The organism is Brucepastera parasyntrophica (assembly GCF_022376835.1).
GTDB classification, from domain to species: Bacteria; Spirochaetota; Spirochaetia; order Treponematales; family Treponemataceae; genus Brucepastera; species Brucepastera parasyntrophica.
The window spans coordinates 1,536,850-1,560,033 of sequence record NZ_CP084606.1 but is presented as its reverse complement, the minus strand read 5'-3'; the positions used below and the strand labels follow the sequence as shown (position 1 = coordinate 1,560,033).

Sequence of the window (23,184 nt, the reverse complement as noted above, 5' to 3'; positions counted from 1 at the left end):
ATTCATGGTGGGTTAAATAAGAGAAGAACTAATGACAGATAAAAAGAAATTGTCAGAAAGAGATATTATCAGCCAATATATTATTCCTGCTATCTCAAAAGCTGGTTGGCACATAGAAACTCAGGTAAGAGAAGAAGTCTTTTTTACTGATGGTCGTATATTTGTAAAGGGAAAAAAGACTGCAAGAGGCAGCAGAAAACGGGCCGATATCATACTCTACTATAAACCGAATATTCCAATAGCAATAATTGAAGCAAAAGACAATAACCATTCTGTTGGATCCGGCCTTCAACAGGGGCTGGAGTATGCCAAAATCCTTGATATTCCGGTTGTTTTTAGTTCCAATGGTGACGGCTTTTTACAGCATGACCGTTCAGGGTACTCTAATAGCATTGAACAACCGATTAACATTGATGATTTCCCCTCTCCAGAGCAGCTGTGGAAAATGTATAAAAAATATAAGGGCATTGAAACAGCAGAACAGGAATCTATAGTATCTTTCGACTACTTTTTTGATGGCTCAGGCAGAAAACCACGATACTATCAGCAAATAGCAATCAACCGGACAGTAGAAGCAATTGCCAAAGGACGAAACCGGGTTTTACTGGTAATGGCAACAGGAACAGGAAAAACTTATACCGCATTTCAAATAATTTATAGGCTATGGAAAAGTGGTACTAAAAAAAGAATATTGTTTCTCGCTGATCGAAATGCGCTCATAGACCAGACTAAACGCGGAGATTTTAAGCATTTTAAAGATAAAATGACCGTTATTCGCAAAAAGGTAATTGATAAAGCTTTTGAAATATATCTTGCTCTTTACCAGGGACTTACAAACTATAATGAAGACAAAGATGCTTATAAGGAATTCAGCCCTGATTTTTTTGACTTGATCGTTGTTGATGAGTGTCACAGAGGCAGTGCTGCAGAAGACAGTGCATGGCATGGCATCCTGCAATATTTCTCAAAAGCGACTCATATTGGATTGACTGCAACACCGAAAGAGACTGATGAGGTTTCGAATATCGAATATTTTGGAGATCCAATTTATACCTACTCTTTGAAACAAGGTATTGAGGATGGCTTTCTCGCTCCCTATAAAGTAATCCGGGTAGGAATCAATATTGATCTTGAAGGATGGCGGCCCGATTCTACAGTACAGGATAGTAACGGTAATCCTATTGTTGATAGAATCTATAATATTAAAGATTATGACCGTAACCTGGTTATTGATGAACGAACAAAAACTGTTGCAGCCAGAATTACGGATTTTTTGAAAAAAACTAATCCCTATGATAAAACAATTGTATTCTGTATTGATATTGAACACGCAGAGCGGATGCGCCAGGCTCTGGTAAATGAAAACCCTGAAGAAGTTAGAAAATCACCTAAGTACGTTATGCGAATAACTGGAGATGATGAAATTGGTAAGAGGGAGTTGGATAATTTTATTAACCCTGAAGAGATTTATCCGGTCATTGCAACAACATCAAAGCTGATGACTACCGGCGTAGATGCGCAGACATGTAAATTAATTATACTTGATTCAAATATCAATTCTATGACCGAGTTTAAACAGATTATTGGCAGAGGAACCCGGATTAACGAAGAATATGGCAAACAGTATTTTACTATTATGGATTTTCGTAATGTTACTGATCTGTTTGCAGACCCGGATTTTGATGGTGATCCGGTAATGATAAAAGAAATTTGCGAAAATAAAGAATTTTCCGAAAGTGATATTAATTCAGAAGAGGATGTGATCGATCCTGAAACTGGCATGGAAATAGACTTTGATGATGGCGAAACAGATAATCCTTCGATTCCTGTTATAATTGAAGGAGGGGAAATAACAGATACACCAAGAGGAAAAGTGTATGTTGCTGGTGTAGATGTTTCGATATTAAACGAACGTGTTCAGCATCTTGATGAAAATGGTAAACTGATTACAGAGAGTTTAAAAGAATATACAAAAAAGGAATTCTACGAGAATACCGAAGCCTTGAAGAATTTCTTTCCAAATGGAATCAGACAGAAAAGAAGCAATCAATTATTGATGAATTGGAAAACCATGGTGTTATACTGGAAAACCTGAAAGAAGAAGTTAAAAAGGACCTAGATATTTTCGACCTTATCTGTCATGTTGCTTGGGATATGCCTGCATTAACCAGAAGAGAGCGGGCTGAACAGGTAAGAAAACGAAACTATTTTACTAAATACGGTGAAAAAGCAAGAGCTATATTAAACGCTCTTTTAGATAAGTACGCTGATGAAGGAATTGAAAACATAGAAGAACTTTCTGTATTAAAAGTAGAGCCCTTTTCTGGAATAGGAACTCCTTCAGAAATCATCAGTGTTTTTGGCGGAAAAGAAAACTATTTAAAGGCAATAAAAGAACTTGAACAGGAATTATACAAGGTTGCGGCATAAATGAAAAACATTGGTAATATAATCAAGACACTGCAGAATATCATGCGTAAAGATCAGGGTGTATCTGGGGATGCACAGAGAATCGAGCAGCTTGGCTGGCTCATTACCCTGAAAATTATCGATGATAAAGATATTGAATTGGAACTTCTCAAAGACAGTTATAAATCATCCATTCCTTCAAAACTTCAATGGCGCAATTGGGCGGCAGACCCTGAAGGCTTGACTGGAGATAAGCTTAAGGAGTTTATTGATAGGGAACTTTTTCCAGGACTAGAAAATCTCAATGTTTCATCTGGAAATAAACGAACTTTGCTTATTCGTGAAATTTTTGAAGGCACGAATAACTACATGAAAAATGGCACAATTATCCGGCAGGTGCTTAACCAGCTCAATCAAATTGATTTTAATGCCTCAGAAGACCGCCACCTATTTGGCGATATCTATGAAACTATTCTTAAAGACCTTCAAAGTGCAGGGAATTACGGAGAATTTTATACGCCACGGGCAATTACCGAGTTTATGACAGAGATAATAAATCCTCGTCTTGGTGAAAAGGTTCTTGATCCGGCTTGCGGTACTGGAGGGTTTCTAACTTCGGCAATTGAAAATATACGTAAACAAGATGTAAAAGGGGTTGAAGACCTGAAGCCGCTGGAAAGTACTATCCATGGTATGGAATTTAAACCCCTTCCATTTATGCTTTGTGTTACTAATCTGATTCTCCATGATATTGAAATTCCTAATATTGATTATACAGACAGTCTTAACCGCGAATATACCAGTATAGGTACAAAAGATAGAGTTGATGTTATTCTCGCCAACCCGCCGTTTGGAGCTTCAGTTACTGATGGAGTGCAGACAAATTTTCCTTTAAATTATCGGACAACAGAAAGTGCAGATTTGTTTCTGCTTTTAATGATCCGTTATCTAAATAATGGAGGCCGGGCCGCCATAGTGCTGCCGGATGGTTCTCTTACCGGAGATGGGGTTAAAGCCAGGATTCGTCAGCACTGGCTCGAAAGCTGTAATCTGCATACCATCGTGAGGCTGCCTAATTCAGTGTTTCAGCCCTATGCCAGTGTTGCCACAAATCTTTTATTTTTTACCAAAGGGGAGCCAACAAAAGAAATATGGTATTGGGAACATAAACTGCCGGAAGGTGTAAAAGCATATTCCAAAACCAAATCAATCCGTAAAGATGAATTTGAAAGCCTAAAAAAATGGTGGAAAAAGCGTAAGGAAAATGAACAGGCGTGGAAAGTCCCTATTAAAACATTGCAGGAGAATGGGTTTAATCTTGATATAAAAAACCCACATATAAAGGAAGAAGAAAAAACCTATACCAGTAAAGAGCTACTTGATTTACTTCATGAATCATTTCAAAAAAGTGATGAGTTATTGATACAGTTGAAGAAGGAACTTATTAATGAATAAGCTTCAGAAAGTACCTATATCTTCATTTTTAACTGAGCGTGAAGGGCGATATAAACCCACTGATGAAAAACTAAAAAGAATCAAACGATTAGATAAGATTGATTTTTCGGGAAAAATATATTTATCAAATAAATCAACAAAGACAGATATGATAATCGTGAAACCTGGGGATTTGGTTATTTCAGGTATAAATGTAGCCAAAGGCGCTATTGCAGTTTATGAAGGAACTGAACCTATAACGGCGACAATTCACTATTCGTCTTATATTTTTGATAAAGAAAAAATAAATATAAACTATTTTAAGCGTTATCTCAAAAGCCCCATGTTTATCAAGGAGCTCCAACAGAAAGTTAAAGGCGGAATAAAAACAGAAATAAAGTCAAAACATCTGCTTCAAATAGAAATGGATCTACCTGATATTGTTAAACAAAAGAAGGTTAATGAATATTTTGAATCAGTTGAAAATGAACTTTCTCAATTAAAAAATGAAATGTTGCTGCAATCAACTTATTTTATTAAACTCCGCCAAACTATTCTTCAGGAAGCTATTGAAGGCAAATTGACAAAGGCATGGCGAAATGCAAACCCTGTTAAAAAAGGTAATCCGGATTATGATGCAGAGACTTTACTTGCTAAGATTAATCAGGAAAAAGAAAAACTGATTGCAGAAGGAAAGATTAAAAAGCAAAAAACTCTGGTTCCTATTAAACCAGAGGAAGTGCCATTTGATTTGCCTGATGGGTGGGTGTGGACAAAATTAGGGAAAATTGCTTCAATCGTAAGAGGAGGATCACCACGACCTGCCGGAAGCAAACAATATTATGATGGTAATATTCCCTTTCTTAAAGTTGCTGATTTGACAGCAGATCAAAATATTTTCTTGAATACTCATACATATACAATCAAAGAAACAGGTTTATTCAAGACAAGATATATTGAAGCTGATACACTCCTCCTGACTAATAGTGGTGCAACATTAGGAATACCCAAAATATGTACTTTTCCAACAACATTTAATGATGGTATTGCCGCATTTATAGATATGATTCCTGAATTGAACAAATTATTTTTGTATTATTTTTTAAAAGAAAAATCGAATTGGTTTTTAACAGAAGCAGCCAGAGGACAAGGTCAGCCTAATCTTAATACTGACATTATAGGAAATACCCATATTCCACTACCCCCTCTTGCAGAGCAAAAAGCTATTGTAGATCGGGTTGAAAAACTTCTTGCTTTTGTAGATGAATTGGAAAAACAAGCATCAACGCGAAAATTACAGGCAGAAGAGTTAATGCAGGCAGTTTTAAGAGAAGCCTTTGAAGAAAAAGTAGCAATAACGCCGTTTCAACAAATGCAGCTTATTGCAACTGTAATTGATACTCTTGAAAATCATAATCAACATCAGGGTGAAATGATAATCGCTAAGTATCTATATATCTTATCCTTTGTTTCCCACATAAAAACTGGATTCAAATTTCAGAAGTGGCATTTTGGTCCTTATGATCCCAATATCAAGAAATTAATAAATAACCGAACATATTTTTCCAGGCAAGGAAAAGCAGGTCTTGAAACATACAGAGTTTCCCAAAAAGAAACACTGTTTAAGTATCCTAATCCCATTGTAGCAGAAGCAAATAATAAATTACCGGAGATTATAAAAATATTTTCAAGTACAAAAAATATTGAAAAGCGGGACCATAAGATTGAGCTATTAGCTACTGTATTGAAAACCATAGAAGATTCCAAAAAAACAAATCCTAAAGATATTTATTATGAAATGGCGAAATGGCAGACCGATCAGAAATTAACAGGATTTATTTCAAAGGCAGAGAAATTCTCGGAACAGGAAGTAAGTGATTGTATAAAGTTTGTTACGAATAAAGGCTGGGTATAGATTTAGTAATTATGTGAAGAATACATAAAATAGCTCTATCCTTTATTATTAAGTCTATATTGTAATTTTTGAAAATAATTTTTGTGATCTATAAAAAGCGTGGTACTGCGTACAACAGCGTGTATCCGCAGACGCGCACTTTGTGCGCTGGCCTGCGTTCGGCTAGGTCAGCTCGACAACTGCGTTGCCGCCGCTTCCCACGCCTCACTCCGGCACATTGGACAGCAGCGGCCTTGCTGCGCAAGTCCTTATAAGCTACTGTCCAACGTCGGATACACCCGGGACGTTAGACGACATTTCTTGAAGTTGTTTTTATGAGTCTATAAATACTAATTGGTCATAGTATTCTTATAACAAAGAGTTTTGGTAACGACGGGTTATTTAATTTATATTAAAAGAGAAAGCTGAAAAAGATTCAAGAATATGTTGTCTTATGTTTTCTATAATATATGTTCTACTTTCAATATCTAAGAAAATATCATGTTTATGTATGATGAGAAAATTTGAGTGAATAAAATTTTGTAGAGTATTATTTTATAATTAATTAGATGGAATAGGAATAATGGACAATGATGTAAATATCTTATTAAAAGAAGAGTCTTGGCCTAATCTTGATAATATCGATTCAATTAATAGATTTGAGGATATTGCGAGGAAAGCCTTTTCACGTAACGAAGAAGATGGGCTAATTGCCAGTATACTTTTGTATCATCAAATTATAGAAAAATTGCTTTTTGTATTAATTATGGATTCTCAATTTATTATGGCCGTTCAATTAGTAGGAAGTTTTTCGTATAATATAAGAAGATTTAAATTAAAATGTTTGGTGAATATATTGAAGAATTAGAAAAAGGCATAAACTTTGATGAGAAAGAAGAAATTATCGAATTAGCTAGAGTAATAAATAAGAATAGAATCAAGATTGTTCATGAAATATTGTATTATGATTCTATTGAAAAAATAAAAAATGCAGCAAAAACTGTAAAGGAATCTTATGAGAAAATAAAAATTCTTTTTAATATAAGTCATGAAAATTTTATTGATGAACTTAGAAAAGAGAAAGAAGAATTAGAAAGTGTCATTGATATGGATTTAAATAATAAATATTATGAATATATTGAATTGAAATATAAAGACATTAATACCCATAAAAGATATAAAAAATACAAAGAAGAACGTGAATCATGGATGATTGAATTTGGAGAAGATGAAAAAAGAAAATCATTGAATATTATTCATAGAAAGAAAAATCATTTCTAGCAAGAAACGTCGCCTAACAGCGTGTATCCGCGGGCGCGCCTATCGGCGCTGGCCTGCGTTCGGCTAGGTCACATTCGTTCCCACGCCTCACTTCGGCACATTGGACAGCAGCGGCCTTGCTACGCAAGTCCTTATTAGCTGCTGTCCAACGTCGGATACACCCGGGACGTTAGGCGAAATCCAGATCAGAGCAATTTAAGAATTATATAAACATAGTATTGTTTTTTGGAGGAAAACAAATGGGTAGATTTGAAGACGGGATGATGCATTTAGAGATGGTAAGAAAATTAAATAAAAATAATGATTTTCTTGGAACAAGAATGGAATATCTTAAAGCTGTTGAATCTTTTAAACAAGCAAATTCTCAAATAGAATTGGAAAAAGTTACTGCTGAATATGAAGAATTTGTAAAAGATGACCCTATTTTTAAAGAACTTATTTCATTTCTCATGTTAGGTATTAAAGGAAATCCTGGAATTTTACAGTCAGAAATTACAAATAAAGCAGTTGAAATGAATTGGTCTGAAATTTATAAATATAATCGACCTCTTGCGAAAGATGATTTATATTATGCATTGTATTTCGGTGATAAATTTGGCTTAATAAAGCGTAATAAAAAGGTCGAACTTATGAATTATTTGTTAACAAGTAATGAGTGAAAATATGACTACAGAAAAATATTTTGAGTTAACTGAAAAAGCAGGAAATTTCTATCGTTCGAATAATTATGAGAAATCATTAGATTGTTGTATTAAAATAATTGACGAAATTTCGTCGATAAAAAAGCAGATTCCTGATTTCAAAGAGTTAAATAAAGATTTTATTTTATATTCAATATTTAATCTGTTTAAATTAGGTGCGACAGATGATGTTAGAAAATTATTTCAGGGAATTATTTCTGCAAATATTATCGAAATTGAAAAAATAAAAGACGATATAAATTTTGAATTAGATAATTTGGACAATATTGAATTTGCTGAGAATATATTAGCATTTCTAAAAAGTGTTTCTATCTTTTCAGAATCAGAAGTAGAAGATATTTTGGCAAGTATAAAAGATTCATTGGAATAATAAAAAGACAGATCTGGACTTCGCATAACAGCGTGTATCCGCGGACGCGCACTACGTGCGCTGGCCTACGTTCGGCTAGGTCACATTCGTTCCCACGCCTCACTTCGGCACATTGGACAGCAGCGGCCTTGCTACACAAGTCCTTATAAGCTGCTGTCCAACGTCGGATACACCCGGGACGTTAGGCGAAATGCCTTTTGCACCTTTAATTCAAGTATACTATCTTTATATTTAGGAGACTAAATTTGTGAATAATCCAAGAGTTTTTCTTTCTCATTCAAAAACTGATATTAGTTTTATTCAAAAATTGATTCTATGTTTAGAAAGTGTAAAATTGAAACTTGGCTAGATGAGATAGATATTCAACATGGTGATAGCTGGTTAAAAGCAATCTTTGAAGATGGCATATCAAAGTGTGATTTCGTCTTCGTTTATATTTCTGAAAACTCTCTCAAATCTTCAATGGTTGAAAAGGAAATCGATGCAAGTATTATCATGCAGCTAAAACAAAATGATATTAAACTTTTGCCTTATGTTTCAGATAGTGAAATTCGAGGATTATTAAGAGTTGATTTACAAGCGATTCAAATGCCTGTTCTGGATGAAAATAATTTTGATTCAACTTTTCCTATTATAATTTCTAACATTTGGAATCATTATTATAAACAAAAAATTTCAAAAATTATAAGAGAAAAAGATTTAGAAATTGAAAATCTTGAATTAAAAATGAAAATGAAAAAAAATGAGAAAGAAATCGTACTAGCAGATGATAAAGAATTTGGTGTAATATTCACTAGGCTTAATAAGGATATAAAAATAGAATTTTCCTATTCTGAAAATTCAGATGATAGTATCAAAAAGAAGAAATAAGTTTAAATCAAATATATTTTATAATGCTTCTATATTATGGAATTAATGGTAAAATATCTCAATTAGAAATTAATTCAATTGTTAGTAAATATATATTCTATACTAAATTTAGCAAATCAGATAAAGACAAAATAAAGGAACAAGATATAAATCTAGAGTTCAATATAATTCGTGTGCTTTTAGTATATGGATTCCTTAAAAGAAACTTTAATCCATTACAACTGAAAGAATCAAGACGTGACATTTTATTTCAGTTTTCAGAAATGCAGCATGAATATGAAGTATATACATTTTCTGAAAAGATGGACCGATTTATTTTGTGGCTAGAGATAAACGAAAAAATGAGTTTATCATAGTGAACTATAAAAGGCACTTCGCCTAACAGCGTGTATCCGCGGGCGCTCGCTTCGCTCACTGGCCTACGTTCGGCTAGGTCAGCTTCGCTTCCCACGCCTCACTTCGGCACATTGGACAGCAGCGGCCTTGCTGCGCAAGTCCTTATAAGCTGCTGTCCAACGTCGGATACACCCGGGACGTTAGGCGTCATTTCTTTTGTGAGGTTTTATGTTAGTTGAAAAACTTGAAATCCTTTATGAGAAGTCAAATAAAGGTCCAACTGTAAAAGATACTGTATCTTTTACTACAATAAAAGAAATTTATGAAAATCTAAATGGCTTTATTCAAGAAAAAAAGAATGAAAATTCAAAAGTAATTAATGAAGAATTAAAGAATCTTCTTGAGTATTTTGATTACTATTTGACGCTGTATTTTTCATTTTGGTTGATGATAAATGAGAAGGACGGATTTTCTGATTCTGCTAAAAATATGGAAAAGAAATGCCACGTTTATTTTTTATTTTGGATACTTTTTATATAAATATCATCAATATTTTAATATGCATAAAAGATTTAATTATTTCAGCGCAAGAACCATCTGCAAGAATCTTATTCAGAAGTTTTATAGAATATTCAGATCAACTCATTTATTTATTATTAAATCATGAATCGTGGAAAGATTTTTTTATTGACTCATCAGATGATAATGAATTATCAAAAAATTGGTTTAAAAATTTTAAACCCTCTATAATTTCACAATACATGTTTAATCAAATAAATAAAATATATGGAAAAGAAATGGAAAAAATATATAAAGATATACGAACAGCTTATTATAAAAGAAACTCACAGTACACACATGTTTCAATAAATGCAATTTATCATTCTGCATTTGTTTTAGATGATGACAATTTTCAGAAGAAACTTGGTGGATGTTATGATAGTAGTATGAAAGACTTCTTATTTAATGTCATATTTTATATATATCTTAACCAATTTATAATAATTCACATTATTGTTAGTGATTATTCTTTACCGTTGAGGCATTTCAATCAAAATGGGAATATTTCTGCATTTTTATTTGGCATAGGAAATGACCTAATATATGAATTACTAAAATTAGTATTTGGTGAATCTGATTTTAATAAGGCTAAAGAAAAGTATGAACAACAGAAAAGAAACGACGCCTAACAGCGTGTATCCGCGGACGCGCCTGGCGGCGCTGGCTTCCGTTCGCCTAGGTCAGCTACGCTTCCCACGGCTCACTCCAGCACATTGGACAGCAGCGGCCTTGCTACGCAAGTCCTTATTAGCTGCTGTCCAACGTCGGATACACCCGGGACGTTAGCTGCAATACACAATGCCCTTGTTAATAACAAACATCTAAATTTGTAAAGGAGAAGAAGATGGAAAAGATACTGCAAGAAGGATATCAAATTGGCTTATTACTTACACTTCTTGGGATTGTAATATCAATATTACAGCTGAAGATCTATCGAGAAAATAACAAACACAATGTTTCCACAATTATTGGAACATTAAAAATAGAATATGAGGCTGTCATTTGCTGTATAAAAAAGGCCAATGATGAGATAAAAGATTTATTAATGGAATTAAAGGAAACACCAGTCAATTCTTTAAAAGGAAATATTGATGCAATATTTTTTGATGAAGGAAAATATGTCTATTATAAAAAAGTGCAACAATTTTATGAAGCGTTAGGAGCTTATGTATATCTTAATAAAAAATTGTTTAGACCTGCTTTTATGCTTTTTATATTTAATGATGAATTTTGGGAAAAAAATCAGGAAGTAATAAATTTTGTTAAGACACATCATTTGATTGAAGATTTTTGTACTAATTCATATTATTTGTATGATAAATATGAGAAAGAAAGAAAACGTTCATTATTAGCAAGAAAAATTAGATATTTGGGACTAAAATGAATTTTATCAATAAAATAGGCAATACTCCATTAGTTCTATTTCCATTAAATCTTAATGGAAATAGATTTTATTTGAAATTGGAAAATCAAAATCCAACGTTAAGTTTAAAAGATCGTGGTGCTTTAAGTATTATTCAGGAACTGGAAAAAAAATATGGCGACGAATTAGTAAAAAAGGAAATTATCGAATCATCATCCGGAAATATGGCAATATCATTAGCTATGATTTGCTGGATTAAAGGATATAACTTCACAGCAATAATGGATCATCATTCTTCTATAATAAAGAAGCTAGAAATCGAATCTTATGCTGGGAAAATTGATATTGTAGATTCTTCCAAGTTAAAAGAAAACCAAGTCGGAACAGTAGAAAGACAAAATTATGCTAGGATGTTAGTTGAAGAAGGCAACGGAAAGGTTGTATTTTGCGATCAATTAAATAATAAAGCAAACTTTTTAGCTAATACTGTATTGGGGAAAGAAATCTGGGAACAAGCAGATGGAAAACTTGATTACCTCTTTGGTCCGATAGGAAGTGGTGCTTCCCTGGGGGGAGCGGCAAAGTTTTTAAGTGGTAAAAAAGAAAAAATAAAAATTATAGCTTCAGAACCAGTAGGTTCTGTAATTTTTGGAAGAAAAGCAGAGCCGTACTATCAATCTGGATCTGGTATGCCTTCTAAAGAGACCATTGGAAATAATTTGAAAAGAGCAAAAAATATATTCGAAAAGATGATAGTATGGCTGTTTCAGATATTAATGCATTTACAACAGCAATTTTCATGAGAAAAGCAGGATATTTTATTGGCGGTGCAGCAGGGTCTGCTATTTATGCAGCAATTGAATATGCAAAAAAAATAGAAAATAAAAAAATTGTAATAATTATTAGTGATTCTGGAATAAGATATTTAGATACAATATTCAATCCACAATGGATGAAAGAAAAGAAATTGTTTTCCATTGATTTAATGAAATATTTAGAGACATTACTTTGTTAAATATTGTCACAAACAATAGAATTGTGCACTGCAGCTAACAGCGTGTATCCGCAGACGCGCACTTCGTGCGCTGGCCTGCGTTCGGCTAGGTCAGCTTGCGCTTCCCACGCCTCACTCCGGCACATTGGCCAGCAGCGGCCTTGCTTCGCAAGTCCTTATTAGCTGCTGTCCAACGTCGGATACACCCGGGACGTTATGCGACATTTTTGAACTTATTAACATATGTGAGGATTGTTCAAGTGAAAAATAATATAGCACATGATTTAAAGAAAGGAGTTAAAAAAGGATATTGTAGAATATGCGGAGAATATGCGGAGAATATAAAAAACTTACTTCTGATCACATTCCTCCGAAGTCTTGTGGTAATGGAAAAAAGGTAAATGTGATGATTAATGAAGAAAAGTTTATTTCACAAAATGGTTTTAATTGTAAGACCATATGTGAAAAATGTAATAATGAATTATTAGGTAGCAATTATGATAAAGAATTTAAGGGTTTATATGATAGAATAGATTCATTTAAAAATTCGAGAATAATTCTTGCCGATAATATACTAATAGATGTTGATATAAAAAAATTCTAAGATGTTTGTTGGGGCATTTACTTGCAGTTGATGTCTTAGGAAGAGGTTCTGTTGAAAATGTCCTATTAAATAAAATTGATAATTATTTTATTCTTGATCAATATAGAAAATTTGTAGTAGGTGAAATAGAAGAGATAGATAGTATTGATGTTTATTATTGGTATTATCCTTTTGATGATATCATTTTAATACCGCATTTTATGAAAGTTGTTAACTTCCTTAACGATGAAATGCCAAAGATAAATGGTTCTTTAATAAAGATATTCCCAATTTCTTTATATATTATTAAAAAGGAAAGCGATGTTAGATTACAACAAGTATCAAAGTTATCATTTACTGATACCAGTATTTCTCTCAATACAAATCAAAATTTAGCAAATAGATTAAGATATTTCCCTGAACATGTCGGGACAACTTTTGGGCTTGTTTTATATAGTCCTGAAAATTTAATAAATGTTGAACGAAACAAATAAAGAGGCAAAAACGTCGTCTAACAGCGTGTATCCGCGGGCGCTCACTTCGTTCGCTGGCCTGCGTTCGGCTAGGTCAGCTACGCTTCCCACACCTCACTTTGGCACGTTGGACAGCAGCGGCCTTGCTACGCAAGTCCTTATAAGCTGCTGTCCAACGTCGGATACACCCGGGACGTTAGGTGCAATGCTGTTGAAAAATTTAAGGAGAAACAATAGTGGCTAATATGATTGATGACAAATTAACAATATTTGAAGTATTACAAAAGATAAAAGACGGCAAATTTGTGATGCCAGCATTTCAAGGGCAATTTGTCTGGAATATGGAACAGATAGAAAAACTCTGGGATTCAATATTATTAGATTATCCTATTGCTACATTTTTATTTTGGCATATAGATGATTCAAATGTAACCTGGGATACTTATTTTTGCAGTTTTTTGTCTGAAGTAACATTTGACAGCAGAAAGACAGCTGATAGTGTGAATTACGATTTAGAAAACATAAATATTAAACATACCGATACTGCTATTTTAGATGGTCAGCAACGTTTAACATCTCTTTATTTATCTTTATTCGGAGAGGCTTTCATACGACCAAATTATGCTAGAAAAAATCCGGTGATAAAATTCTCACAAAGCTATTAATTGAATTAAATAAAAGTAAAATTCTTATTGATGAAGAAGAATATAATAGTAAAAAGTACGACATCAGATTTAGTGACAAGATTGGCAAGTTAAGTCCAACTCAATTTGAAGTAAAAAGTATAGTAAAAAATGAAAAATACCAAGAAAAAAATACGAGAGATGAAGCAATAATGAATGTTCCTGCTGACAGCAAAGATTATGCAAGAAATATTTTGGGAATATTATGTAAGAAAGTATTTGATGAAAAAATAATAAGGTATACAGAAATAACTGATATGAAACAAGATGACGCTCTTGAAATGTTTGTCAGATTCAACAGCGGAGGTAAACCATTAAAGAAATCAGAAATAACTATGTCAATCCTAGAAGCATATTGGCCTAGTGCTAAAGTTGAATTTGGAAAGATATTAACAGATTCGTATACTGGATTTGAGGCTGATTTTATTATTCGTTCAGCGTTAATGTTGTATGGTGATGTTGTAAAGTCAAATATAAATAGAAGTATTGTTGATACATTGAAAAAAGATTGGAGTAAATTTAGGAAAGCATTAATAGACTTGGAAAAACTGTTGATGCAAATGAAAATAGATATAAATCGGTTTTCAAATAGCTGGAACGTTCTTTTACCGATAATATACTATATCTATTATAATTCTGAATACTCTAAAAATATAAAAGCAATTCAAGCCTATTTACTTAGAGCAATATTTTTTACATATTTTCAATCTGGAACCACGGGCAAACTCCAGCAAATGAAAAGTAACATTAATAGTTTTGATTATGAAATTACTATAGAAATGCTAAATCAGATGAATGAATTGAGAGTCACAGACGGGAAGATAGAAGACGTTCTTAATTCTGAAAAAGGAAGTAGAGTAGCTGGGGAAGTCCTTTATTATTTAGGCCTTAAATGGATAAATAAAAGTTTCAAATACGAACAAGACCATCTTCACCCAGAAAGTAGATTTGATGCAGCTAAACCTGTTTCAATAACAATGGATCAATGGAAAATATGGCGTGGAATGCGTAATAGACTTCCCAACCTCTATTATCTTGAAGGCCGAAGTAATGGTAGTAAGAATGATATGCGTCTTATAGACTATTTTGATGAAATGAATGATGAGCAAAAAGCATTGTTCATTTCCCAGGCAATGATACCAAATGATATTTCGCTTGAATTTGAAGATTTTAGTAAATTTTATGAAGCACGTAAAAATTTATTGGTAAATAAAATAAAAGAATTACTTGGATAATGGTGGGTAATACAACAGCACTGCACATAACAGCGTGTATCCGCGGACGCGCCTTCGGCGCTGGCCTACGTTCGGCTAGGTCAGCTACGCTTCCCACGCCTCACTCCGGCACATTGTGCAGTGGCGATCTTTGCTACGCAAAGCCCTATTAGCCACTGCACAACGTCGGATACACGCGGGACGTTATATGCAATGCACCCAAAAAGGAAAACAAATGAAGAAAAGTCAACATTATATATGGCGGAATTATTTAAAACCTTGGACAGACAAAGATAAAATATGGTGTTTAAGGGAAAATAAACTTTTCTTCACTGCGTTAGAGAATATAGGACAGGAGAACTATTTTTATGAAGCGTTACCATTAAATAGTGATGAGTTGAATTTATTAAATATTTATATTAGTAAATTACATCCAACAGCACATAGAACAATAAAAGATATGCTAAATCTTTATATCTTTTCTTCTGGCGTTTCAATAGAATCAAGAAAGCAAGGGATAGAAGATTATCATACAAAAATTGAAGAAAGGGCTATTTTCTCAATTAATAAATTATATCAAAAAGATTGCACATTTTTTGACCAAGAAGCTGAAAGATTGAATTTTAGTACTTATTTAGGATTTCAATATTCTAGAACAAATAAAATTAGAAATAATATAATGAGATTATTTGAAATTCAGGATTTCCGGAAAAATATCCCTGATACTGTTCGACCGGATGTTTTTGCACGAGCAATGTCATTATTAACCGCTGATACAATTGGGAATTGGGCATATTCTAAGTCAAAAATATTCTTATTAGAAAATAATACACAAGAGAGTTTTATCACCGGTGATCAGCCAATTATAAATCTAAAATCGAATTTCTTCGATACTGGAGAGCCGGCAAAGGAACTCGTGCTTTATTATCCAGTTACACCGAATATTGCTATTATTATTGCAGAGACGGATAAAGAAGTTATACCAATAAATATTGATAGGGCAAATTACTTGAACAATAAGGTTTATGAAATATCTCAAAACCAAATTTATTCAAATAAAGAAAACCTGATAAAGAAATTTATCACAAAATAGGGTGCACTGCATATAACAGCGTGTATCCGCGGGCGCGCACTCCGTGCGCTGGCCTACGTTCGGCGAGGTCAGTCGCTACGCTCTTTCCCACGCCTCACTTCGGCACATTGGCCAGCAGCGGCCTTGCTTCGCAAGTCCTTATTAGCTGCTGTCCAACGTCGGATACACCCGGGACGTTAGACGACATGGACAACTTTTCTGTAAAAAATGAGAGGGCATTAAATGGCAGTAACCACAGGGCATGGGAATCCTCATTGGACAAAAGACGAGACAATATTGGTTTTAAATCTATATTTTCAATTAGATGGAAAAATTCGCTCGGCAAATGATGAAAGAATAGTTAATTTTTCAAATGAACTCCGGAGTTATCCATTTCATATAAATGAAGCAAAGAATCCTTCTTTTAGAAATCCTGACGGGGTTGTATTTAAGCTTCAAAATATTCGACAGGTTGCAACTGGAAAAGGTTTAGACCATACATCCAAAATGGATAAAGCTATTTGGAATGAATATGGAAATAATAAACACCTAGTCGAGAAACTTGCTGAAGATATTAGAAAAGGAATTGTTATAATCCAGAATGAAACAGAAATTATTGAAGATGATGAATATTTTAATGAAGGACGAATAATAACAGAATTACATAAACGAAGAGAACGATCTCCTAAGTTGCGTGAGAAAAAAATAGAATATTTATTAAAACATGATTCTGTAATGTGTGAGATATGTGGTTTAAGGCCTGTAAGTAATGACAAAGATATAATGTATTCAATTTATGAATGTCATCATATAGAACCACTTTCTGCTTTTAAAGAAAAGCTTACATCAATATCTGATATAGCATTTTTATGCGCAAATTGTCATAAGATGATACACAAATTGATTGTTAAAAAAATAAATGGTTTAGTATAGAAGACGTGAGAAAAATAATATACGGGAGCTAAATGTCCACGTCGTCTAACAGCGTGTATCCGCGGACGCGCCTATCGGCGCTGGCCTACGTTCGGCTAGGTCGCCTAAAGGCTCCCACGCCTCACTGCGGCACATTGGCCTTGCTGCGCAAGTCCTCATTAGCTGCTGTCCAACGTCGGATACACCCGGGACGTTAGGTGCAATTGGCAAGAGAGGTTTTAAATGTATAATGATGTTTTTGATGCTTTATTAAAAGAAGCCCAATTTACTTGTGAAATGCTTTGTGCAGGATATACCCAAATTAGAAAAGCGAATTATGCAAGACGAGGTATATACTTTCAAGCTTTTACTAGCATATCAACAGGTTTAGAAAGAATAGGGAAGTTATCACTTATTCTTGATTATGGAATTAAGAACAATTCATCTTTTCCAAACTTGGAATATATGAAAAAAATATAGGGCATGATATCATTACAATTTATGAAAAAATAATGGATATAAAAGAAGAATATTCTTTCAAATATAATTATATGCAAGACTTAAATAAAGAATTGTATCAAAATATTTTAAATATCTTATCAAGATTTGCTAAAGGAGATAGATACTCAAATATAGATTTAATTGTTAATTCTCGTACATATGATGACCCAATAAATATGTGGTATAAAGATGTAGATATGTATTTATATAATAATAGTGTTTCTGAAAGAAAAAAGGAAACAATTGAAAACAATGCTAGGTTAATCGATATGATGACTTCATCTTTTACAGTGGTTAGACATACTGCGGAAGATGGCAGTGATATTAATACTGTATTAGATGGAAGTATGCGAACTGGAATTAATGATGCCGTTGCTCCGTATAGACAATTATATGTATTTCGTATAATGCGCTTTTTTATTGAATCATTGAAAAAATTACAAAATAAAATAATGCATGAAAATTTATTTGATATTCCCTATTTCTCAGAAATATTTGCAGTCTTTAATAATGATGACCAGTATATGAAGACTAGAAAAACATTGGAGCCAATGTAAAAGCATGCCAACTGCACCTAACAGCGCTGGCTTCCGTTCGCCTAGGTCAGCTTGCGCTTCCCACGGCTCACTCCAGCACATTTTGCCAGCCCTGGTCTTGCTGCGCAAGCCCTTATTTGGGCTGTCAAAACGTCGGATACACCCGGGACGTTATGTGCAATGCCCAAGCCTGTTTTACTATGGACAAAAATAATGAATACCCTAACTCAAAAGAAATGCATTTATTGTAATAAGCGTAAAGATAGAACAGAATTTTCTAAAGAACATATAATACCAGAGACATTAATTAAAAATTTATTAATAGACTTAAATATTACTCATGATGTATGCAAAAAATGTAATAACAATCTTGGGCTTCATGTCGACTCTCGATTTGCTAGAAGTTGGATTTATAAATTTTATTGTGCATTAGGTAGTTATGAATATTTAAGAATAGATAAAACAAATGATGCTCCGTTAATTTATTGGGGAAAAATAGATAATCTAAACATTGGAAATGAATATATTTGCGAACTATGGGGTAGCCCATGCGGTAGTAGAATATTACATATTCATAATAAATCTTCTTTTGAATTTGATGATTTAGCAGGAGGCGATCCAAAACAATTGCGAAAAAGACCAGGAATAGCAATATTCATAAATATGCAGAAAAGCCAAGATAAACTTTTATTAGGATTAAGGGCTTTTGTACGACATTTCAAAAAGGCTAAAAGATATATAAATAATATAACCTTTCGTGATGAAGAAAATTATTCAATTGTTGGAGACAAACCAAATACTTATATTCAAAATATCGTTGATGATTTTTTTATAAAATACCCAATTAAGGAAGATGGCCAATTAATTAGTCAAAAATTTTTTGTAAATATTGATTTTGAAAATCGACTCCTTGCAAAAATAGGTATTGGTTTAGCCTATAATATTTTAGGCCCTTCTTTTTTAGAAACAGATTCATATAAAGATCTATATAATACATTATGGAATAAAAGTTCTGATAATAATTTATTTATACTTAACTTTTTTAAATCATTTGAAATAGCACCTTTGGATCAATTTTCATGGAAAGGTGGAATTGTAATATCTTTTCATTCAACTAACAATAAAATTATTTTATGTTTAAGTATTTATAATAATATAATTGGAATAGAATTAGTTAATAACTTTGATGGAGATATTTATAAGAAATTTACAAAGTATCTAAATACAGTTTATATTGTAATACCTATAATTAAATATTGTGTTGAAATTTCATATTATGATTTTTTGCTTTATAAAACCGGAAATAAAAGTAGTAGACTATTAGTTCAATTGGATGAAATGAGAACGAACTTTAGGCCTTACTGATAAAAATTGGGCACTGCACATAACACAGTATATACGCTTCGTCGCTTCGCTCCTTGGCTTGCGTTCGCCTAGGTCGGCTTTGCCTCCCACGGCTCACTCAAGCACATTTTGCCAGCCCTGGTCTTTGCTGTGCAAAGCCCTTATTCGGGCTGTCAAAACGTCGTATATACTCGGGACGTTAGACGTAATGCCCAGACGTTTCTGTAAAATAATGACTTGATGATAGTATCATTTGATGCTATCATGTGCATATGAAACCACCGTATGAAATTACCAACACGATTTTATATTTATATGGTCAGATTACTGAAGCTCTTGGAATGAGTAAAAGTCTTTTACTTGTGAAGCCCGAAGCTAAATTAAGGAGACAAAATCGTATAAAAACGATTTATTCCTCATTAGCCATTGAAGGCAATACTCTAGGAATAGAGCATGTTTCAGCTTTGATAGATAATAAACGGATTGTTGGACCAAAAAAAGATATTTTAGAAGTCCAAAACGCTATAAAAGCCTATCAACACTTAAATGAATTGAAGCCTTATTCCATGAAGGATTTTTTAAAAGCTCATGGAATATTGATGGAAGGATTAGTAGATAATCCTGGAAAGTTCAGAAACTCCCAAGTTGGAATTATTAAAGAAAAGGAAGTTACTCACATAGCTCCCGGCTATAATATGGTTCCGGATCTCATGAAGGATTTATTTGAATACATAAAAAAAGATAAAGATTTAGATATAATAAAAAGCTGTGTTTTTCATTATGAAATGGAATTTATTCATCCATTTGAAGATGGAAATGGACGAATGGGAAGATTTTGGCAAACACGGCTTTTAATGGATGCAAATCCTATATTTGAATATGTACCAGTAGAAGAAACGATAAAAAATCATCAGGAAGAATATTATAAATCATTAGAAAAATCAGATAACAGTGGTTCATCGACAATATTTATTGAATTTATGCTAGATGCTATAAATAAATCATTGCGAGAAACTATTGAAGAAACAAATGTTCCAAATATAGATTATTCAAAGCGGATTGAGTATGCGCTTTCCCAGCTGACTGATTGGTTTGACAGAAAAGAGTATATGAAAATTAACAAAGGAATATCTACAGCAACGGCAAGTAGGGATTTAAAGCAATTATTGGAAGATGAGATAATAGAATCTACTGGAACGGGTAGAATGACAAAATATAGAAAAGTAAATAAGAAGAAGGCCGATACGTAAACTGGGCACTACGTCTAACAGCGTGTATCCGCGGACACGCCTTCGGCGCTGGCCTACGTTCGGCTAGGTCGTCTAAAGGCTCCCACGCCTCACTCTGGCACATTTAGCAGCAGCGGCCTTGCTGCGCAAGTCCTTATTAGCTGCTGCCAAACGTCGGATACACCCGGGACGTTAGATGCAATTGTGCTGACGGAGAAAAAAGATGAATGATAAAATGGAAATACCAGTTGATATCCCACTTGATGATAATGGATTTATCGGAAGAGAATGTTTGGAATGTGAACGCTATTTTAAATTAAAACCCGGAACTGGCTTGCCGACAAAACATTGCCATTGTCCATATTGTGATTATGAAGGAGATGGTAATACCTTTTGGACAAAAGCTCAAATTGAATATGCTCAAAGTGTTGCATTAAATCAGGTTATTAATAAATATTTACAACCTTCATTTGATAAATTAAACAAAACATTCAAAGATTTGGAACGAAAATCAAGAAATAGTTTAATTAAATTTAAATTCAAAGTATCTAATGAAAAACTTGAATTACCTATTAAATATTATAATGAAAAAGAATTAGAAACATATATTGTGTGCGATTCTTGTGGATTAGAATTTGCTGTTTATGGAGTCTTTGCACGTTGTCCTGATTGTGCAGAATTAAATGCTTTTTTAATATATGATAAATCATTAGATATTACAGAGAAAAAATTATTTATTTTTTTGAAGCCAGAAATACCAAACGATATTCGTATGGATTCATATAAATTTATTCTTTTTGATTGTATTTCGGCCTTTGATGGTTTAGGTAAAGAATTAAGAAAGAAAGTTCAAAATATTTTTCCAGAACGCCCTAAAAATATATTTCAAAACTTAAATGCTCTTGACGATTGCACAGGAAACATTATTAGTAACAGTCATTCAAATTACCAATTTATTTTTAAAATGTTTCAAGTGAGACATATTTATGAACATAATATGGGCGTTATTGATGAAGATTTTATAAAGAAACTAGATGGATATTCTGATAAGCTTGGAATGAGATATAATCTGTCAGAAGACGAGATAAAAATATTTATACAAGGAATGAGAGAACTTGGATTAATAATAAAAAAGTATTTAAAACCGTAAAACAGCACAACTGCATCTAACAGCGTGTATCCGCGGGCGCTCACTTCGTTCGCTAGCTTCCGTTCGCCTAGGTCAGCTTGCGCTTCCCACGGCTCACTCCAGCACATTGGACAGCAGCGGCCTTGCTTGCGCAAGTCCTATTAGCTGCTGTCCAACGTCAGATACGCCCGGGACGTTAGACGAAATGCGAAAACAGCATGGTTAATTTATATTGATGAATATAAGTTAAAGAAGGAAATAAAATGAATAATTTTGAAAAAATGAAACAACAAATAATTGAACTGATTAGAAATGCTGAACTTATGATAAATAGTATTTATATTCAATTTGATCCAGAAAAAAATAGAAAATATAATGATGAAGTTATTAATGAATTAAAAAAATATGATATATAAACTTATTATCAAACATGGTATTCACAAGCAGTAGCTTTGGTTAGACAATTGATTCCTGATAGATTGGATGAATTTATGTAATATTATTTATCCAATCAAAATAGAAAAAGTATAGATGCTACTTCATATACAATTCAAGATTGGTTAAGTGGTTTAAATTCATCGATGCTTATTGAACGTTCATATAATACCTATATGGATATTTTCGATAAAATGAATATTATGAATAGCGTTTTCGATCAAATTGATGTAATTAGTAAAAAGTTAAATTTACAAATAAGAATATTGGAATCGTCTCTTACAAGATTCGATAACATAATATTTGATATTAGAAAAGTTGCACAGGCAGATCTTTTTGATTCTGAGATAGATGAAGCAAAGGAATTATTAAAAAATAGTTATTTTAGAGCAGCTGGGGTAATTGTAGGAGTTTTATTAGAAAAGCACTTAAAAACTGTTTGTATAGATCATAATATACCTTTTGAAAAAAAGAATATATGTATTTCAGATGTAAATGATTTACTTAAGAAGAACGATGTTATTGATGTGCCTACTTGGAGGAAAATACAACACTTAACTGATTTGAGAAATCTTTGTAGCCATAATAAAGAAAAAGAACCATCATCTGATGAAATAGATGAAATGATTTTTGGAGTCGAAAAAGTAATAAAAACTGTATACTAAGTTTTCGCACTTCGTCTAACAGCGTGTATCCGCAGACGTTCGCTGCGCTCACTGGCCTGCGTTCGCCTGGGTCAGCTTCGCTTCCCACGGCTCACTTCGGCACATTGGACAGCAGTGGCCTTGCTACGCAAGTCCTTATAAGCTGCTGTCCAACGTCGGATACACCCGGGACGTTATGTGCAATGCGGACCGGTA

Annotated in this window: 27 protein-coding genes; all 27 read left to right on the top strand. The window is 33.2% G+C overall.

What is annotated here, in order from left to right:
- Positions 1-31: 31 nt before the first annotated feature.
- The 27 genes from hsdR to K7I13_RS07215 all read left to right on the top strand — a co-directional run bounded on the left by hsdR (position 32) and on the right by K7I13_RS07215 (position 22,989).
- Positions 32-2,095 carry an EcoAI/FtnUII family type I restriction enzme subunit R gene (gene hsdR, locus K7I13_RS07345; protein ID WP_255949112.1) on the top strand — a complete coding sequence of 688 codons (2,064 nt, stop codon included), beginning with the start codon at positions 32-34 and terminating at the stop codon, positions 2,093-2,095.
- Positions 1,981-2,430: a type I restriction-modification enzyme R subunit C-terminal domain-containing protein gene (locus K7I13_RS07340; protein WP_255949258.1), complete on the top strand. Its 450-nt coding sequence runs from the start codon at positions 1,981-1,983 to the stop codon at positions 2,428-2,430. The genes hsdR and K7I13_RS07340 overlap by 115 nt, the downstream gene beginning before the upstream one ends.
- Entirely contained in the window at positions 2,431-3,864 is a 1,434-nt protein-coding gene (locus K7I13_RS07335; RefSeq protein WP_255949111.1) for a class I SAM-dependent DNA methyltransferase, read from the top strand.
- Positions 3,857-5,758, top strand: a complete 1,902-nt coding sequence (locus K7I13_RS07330) for a restriction endonuclease subunit S (protein WP_255949110.1) — start codon at positions 3,857-3,859, stop codon at positions 5,756-5,758. The genes K7I13_RS07335 and K7I13_RS07330 overlap by 8 nt, the downstream gene beginning before the upstream one ends.
- A 562-nt stretch (positions 5,759-6,320) precedes the next feature.
- Complete coding sequence (locus tag K7I13_RS07325; protein ID WP_255949109.1) at positions 6,321-6,605, top strand: hypothetical protein; 285 nt, start codon at positions 6,321-6,323, stop codon at positions 6,603-6,605.
- On the top strand, positions 6,578-7,018 hold the full coding sequence (locus K7I13_RS07320) for a hypothetical protein (protein ID WP_255949108.1): 441 nt from the start codon (positions 6,578-6,580) through the stop codon (positions 7,016-7,018). The genes K7I13_RS07325 and K7I13_RS07320 overlap by 28 nt, the downstream gene beginning before the upstream one ends.
- 239 nt (positions 7,019-7,257) lie before the next feature.
- On the top strand, positions 7,258-7,677 hold the full coding sequence (locus K7I13_RS07315; RefSeq protein WP_255949107.1) for a hypothetical protein: 420 nt from the start codon (positions 7,258-7,260) through the stop codon (positions 7,675-7,677).
- A 4-nt stretch (positions 7,678-7,681) separates the two neighbouring features.
- Positions 7,682-8,089 carry a hypothetical protein gene (locus K7I13_RS07310; RefSeq protein WP_255949106.1) on the top strand — a complete coding sequence of 136 codons (408 nt, stop codon included), beginning with the start codon at positions 7,682-7,684 and terminating at the stop codon, positions 8,087-8,089.
- A gap of 315 nt (positions 8,090-8,404) precedes the next feature.
- The gene (locus K7I13_RS07305; RefSeq protein ID WP_255949104.1) at positions 8,405-8,959 is read left to right on the top strand and encodes a toll/interleukin-1 receptor domain-containing protein; all 555 of its coding nucleotides are present in this window, start codon (positions 8,405-8,407) and stop codon (positions 8,957-8,959) included.
- A 564-nt stretch (positions 8,960-9,523) separates the two neighbouring features.
- Positions 9,524-9,835: a DUF4317 domain-containing protein gene (locus tag K7I13_RS07300; protein WP_255949102.1), complete on the top strand. Its 312-nt coding sequence runs from the start codon at positions 9,524-9,526 to the stop codon at positions 9,833-9,835.
- Positions 9,796-10,485 carry a hypothetical protein gene (locus tag K7I13_RS07295; protein WP_255949100.1) on the top strand — a complete coding sequence of 230 codons (690 nt, stop codon included), beginning with the start codon at positions 9,796-9,798 and terminating at the stop codon, positions 10,483-10,485. The genes K7I13_RS07300 and K7I13_RS07295 overlap by 40 nt, the downstream gene beginning before the upstream one ends.
- A 215-nt stretch (positions 10,486-10,700) precedes the next feature.
- The gene (locus K7I13_RS07290) at positions 10,701-11,240 is read left to right on the top strand and encodes a hypothetical protein (RefSeq protein ID WP_255949098.1); all 540 of its coding nucleotides are present in this window, start codon (positions 10,701-10,703) and stop codon (positions 11,238-11,240) included.
- Positions 11,237-12,022, top strand: a complete 786-nt coding sequence (locus tag K7I13_RS07285; RefSeq protein ID WP_255949096.1) for a PLP-dependent cysteine synthase family protein — start codon at positions 11,237-11,239, stop codon at positions 12,020-12,022. Before K7I13_RS07290 ends, K7I13_RS07285 begins: the two co-directional genes overlap by 4 nt.
- A complete protein-coding gene (locus K7I13_RS07280) occupies positions 11,977-12,234 on the top strand; it encodes a hypothetical protein (RefSeq protein ID WP_255949094.1) in 258 nt (85 codons plus the stop codon). The genes K7I13_RS07285 and K7I13_RS07280 overlap by 46 nt, the downstream gene beginning before the upstream one ends.
- A gap of 298 nt (positions 12,235-12,532) precedes the next feature.
- Complete coding sequence (locus K7I13_RS07275) at positions 12,533-12,817, top strand: hypothetical protein (protein ID WP_255949092.1); 285 nt, start codon at positions 12,533-12,535, stop codon at positions 12,815-12,817.
- An 8-nt stretch (positions 12,818-12,825) separates the two neighbouring features.
- Positions 12,826-13,290, top strand: coding sequence for a hypothetical protein (locus tag K7I13_RS07270; protein ID WP_255949090.1), 465 nt, complete (start codon positions 12,826-12,828; stop codon positions 13,288-13,290).
- 224 nt (positions 13,291-13,514) lie between these two features.
- Positions 13,515-13,934, top strand: coding sequence for a DUF262 domain-containing protein (locus tag K7I13_RS07265; RefSeq protein WP_255949256.1), 420 nt, complete (start codon positions 13,515-13,517; stop codon positions 13,932-13,934).
- Between the two features lie 170 nt (positions 13,935-14,104).
- Positions 14,105-15,187 (top strand): DUF262 domain-containing protein, encoded by a 1,083-nt coding sequence (locus K7I13_RS07260; RefSeq protein WP_255949089.1) that lies wholly within the window; start codon positions 14,105-14,107, stop codon positions 15,185-15,187.
- A gap of 214 nt (positions 15,188-15,401) precedes the next feature.
- Positions 15,402-16,259 carry a DUF4238 domain-containing protein gene (locus K7I13_RS07255; RefSeq protein WP_255949088.1) on the top strand — a complete coding sequence of 286 codons (858 nt, stop codon included), beginning with the start codon at positions 15,402-15,404 and terminating at the stop codon, positions 16,257-16,259.
- Between the two features lie 222 nt (positions 16,260-16,481).
- Positions 16,482-17,171 (top strand): HNH endonuclease, encoded by a 690-nt coding sequence (locus tag K7I13_RS07250; protein ID WP_255949087.1) that lies wholly within the window; start codon positions 16,482-16,484, stop codon positions 17,169-17,171.
- A gap of 222 nt (positions 17,172-17,393) precedes the next feature.
- Positions 17,394-17,630 (top strand): hypothetical protein, encoded by a 237-nt coding sequence (locus K7I13_RS07245; RefSeq protein ID WP_255949086.1) that lies wholly within the window; start codon positions 17,394-17,396, stop codon positions 17,628-17,630.
- 32 nt (positions 17,631-17,662) lie between these two features.
- On the top strand, positions 17,663-18,208 hold the full coding sequence (locus tag K7I13_RS07240; RefSeq protein ID WP_255949085.1) for a hypothetical protein: 546 nt from the start codon (positions 17,663-17,665) through the stop codon (positions 18,206-18,208).
- A gap of 51 nt (positions 18,209-18,259) precedes the next feature.
- On the top strand, positions 18,260-19,552 hold the full coding sequence (locus K7I13_RS07235; RefSeq protein WP_255949084.1) for an HNH endonuclease: 1,293 nt from the start codon (positions 18,260-18,262) through the stop codon (positions 19,550-19,552).
- Between the two features lie 251 nt (positions 19,553-19,803).
- Positions 19,804-20,781 (top strand): Fic family protein, encoded by a 978-nt coding sequence (locus K7I13_RS07230; protein ID WP_255949083.1) that lies wholly within the window; start codon positions 19,804-19,806, stop codon positions 20,779-20,781.
- Between the two features lie 202 nt (positions 20,782-20,983).
- On the top strand, positions 20,984-21,910 hold the full coding sequence (locus K7I13_RS07225; protein ID WP_255949082.1) for a hypothetical protein: 927 nt from the start codon (positions 20,984-20,986) through the stop codon (positions 21,908-21,910).
- A 242-nt stretch (positions 21,911-22,152) separates the two neighbouring features.
- The gene (locus tag K7I13_RS07220) at positions 22,153-22,305 is read left to right on the top strand and encodes a hypothetical protein (protein ID WP_255949081.1); all 153 of its coding nucleotides are present in this window, start codon (positions 22,153-22,155) and stop codon (positions 22,303-22,305) included.
- 165 nt (positions 22,306-22,470) lie between these two features.
- Positions 22,471-22,989 carry a DUF4145 domain-containing protein gene (locus tag K7I13_RS07215; RefSeq protein ID WP_255949079.1) on the top strand — a complete coding sequence of 173 codons (519 nt, stop codon included), beginning with the start codon at positions 22,471-22,473 and terminating at the stop codon, positions 22,987-22,989.
- Positions 22,990-23,184: the final 195 nt, after the last annotated feature.

Coding starts and splice junctions, on each gene's coding strand:
- hsdR (WP_255949112.1), top strand. CDS start 32: ATGACAGATAAAAAGAAATTGTCAGAAAGAGATATTATCAGCCAATAT.
- K7I13_RS07335 (WP_255949111.1), top strand. CDS start 2,431: ATGAAAAACATTGGTAATATAATCAAGACACTGCAGAATATCATGCGT.
- K7I13_RS07330 (WP_255949110.1), top strand. CDS start 3,857: ATGAATAAGCTTCAGAAAGTACCTATATCTTCATTTTTAACTGAGCGT.
- K7I13_RS07325 (WP_255949109.1), top strand. CDS start 6,321: ATGGACAATGATGTAAATATCTTATTAAAAGAAGAGTCTTGGCCTAAT.
- K7I13_RS07320 (WP_255949108.1), top strand. CDS start 6,578: ATGTTTGGTGAATATATTGAAGAATTAGAAAAAGGCATAAACTTTGAT.
- K7I13_RS07315 (WP_255949107.1), top strand. CDS start 7,258: ATGGGTAGATTTGAAGACGGGATGATGCATTTAGAGATGGTAAGAAAA.
- K7I13_RS07310 (WP_255949106.1), top strand. CDS start 7,682: ATGACTACAGAAAAATATTTTGAGTTAACTGAAAAAGCAGGAAATTTC.
- K7I13_RS07305 (WP_255949104.1), top strand. CDS start 8,405: ATGTTTAGAAAGTGTAAAATTGAAACTTGGCTAGATGAGATAGATATT.
- K7I13_RS07300 (WP_255949102.1), top strand. CDS start 9,524: ATGTTAGTTGAAAAACTTGAAATCCTTTATGAGAAGTCAAATAAAGGT.
- K7I13_RS07295 (WP_255949100.1), top strand. CDS start 9,796: ATGCCACGTTTATTTTTTATTTTGGATACTTTTTATATAAATATCATC.
- K7I13_RS07290 (WP_255949098.1), top strand. CDS start 10,701: ATGGAAAAGATACTGCAAGAAGGATATCAAATTGGCTTATTACTTACA.
- K7I13_RS07285 (WP_255949096.1), top strand. CDS start 11,237: ATGAATTTTATCAATAAAATAGGCAATACTCCATTAGTTCTATTTCCA.
- K7I13_RS07280 (WP_255949094.1), top strand. CDS start 11,977: ATGGCTGTTTCAGATATTAATGCATTTACAACAGCAATTTTCATGAGA.
- K7I13_RS07275 (WP_255949092.1), top strand. CDS start 12,533: ATGCGGAGAATATGCGGAGAATATAAAAAACTTACTTCTGATCACATT.
- K7I13_RS07265 (WP_255949256.1), top strand. CDS start 13,515: ATGATTGATGACAAATTAACAATATTTGAAGTATTACAAAAGATAAAA.
- K7I13_RS07260 (WP_255949089.1), top strand. CDS start 14,105: ATGAATGTTCCTGCTGACAGCAAAGATTATGCAAGAAATATTTTGGGA.
- K7I13_RS07255 (WP_255949088.1), top strand. CDS start 15,402: ATGAAGAAAAGTCAACATTATATATGGCGGAATTATTTAAAACCTTGG.
- K7I13_RS07250 (WP_255949087.1), top strand. CDS start 16,482: ATGGCAGTAACCACAGGGCATGGGAATCCTCATTGGACAAAAGACGAG.
- K7I13_RS07245 (WP_255949086.1), top strand. CDS start 17,394: ATGTATAATGATGTTTTTGATGCTTTATTAAAAGAAGCCCAATTTACT.
- K7I13_RS07240 (WP_255949085.1), top strand. CDS start 17,663: ATGGATATAAAAGAAGAATATTCTTTCAAATATAATTATATGCAAGAC.
- K7I13_RS07230 (WP_255949083.1), top strand. CDS start 19,804: ATGAAACCACCGTATGAAATTACCAACACGATTTTATATTTATATGGT.
- K7I13_RS07225 (WP_255949082.1), top strand. CDS start 20,984: ATGAATGATAAAATGGAAATACCAGTTGATATCCCACTTGATGATAAT.
- K7I13_RS07220 (WP_255949081.1), top strand. CDS start 22,153: ATGAATAATTTTGAAAAAATGAAACAACAAATAATTGAACTGATTAGA.
- K7I13_RS07215 (WP_255949079.1), top strand. CDS start 22,471: ATGCTTATTGAACGTTCATATAATACCTATATGGATATTTTCGATAAA.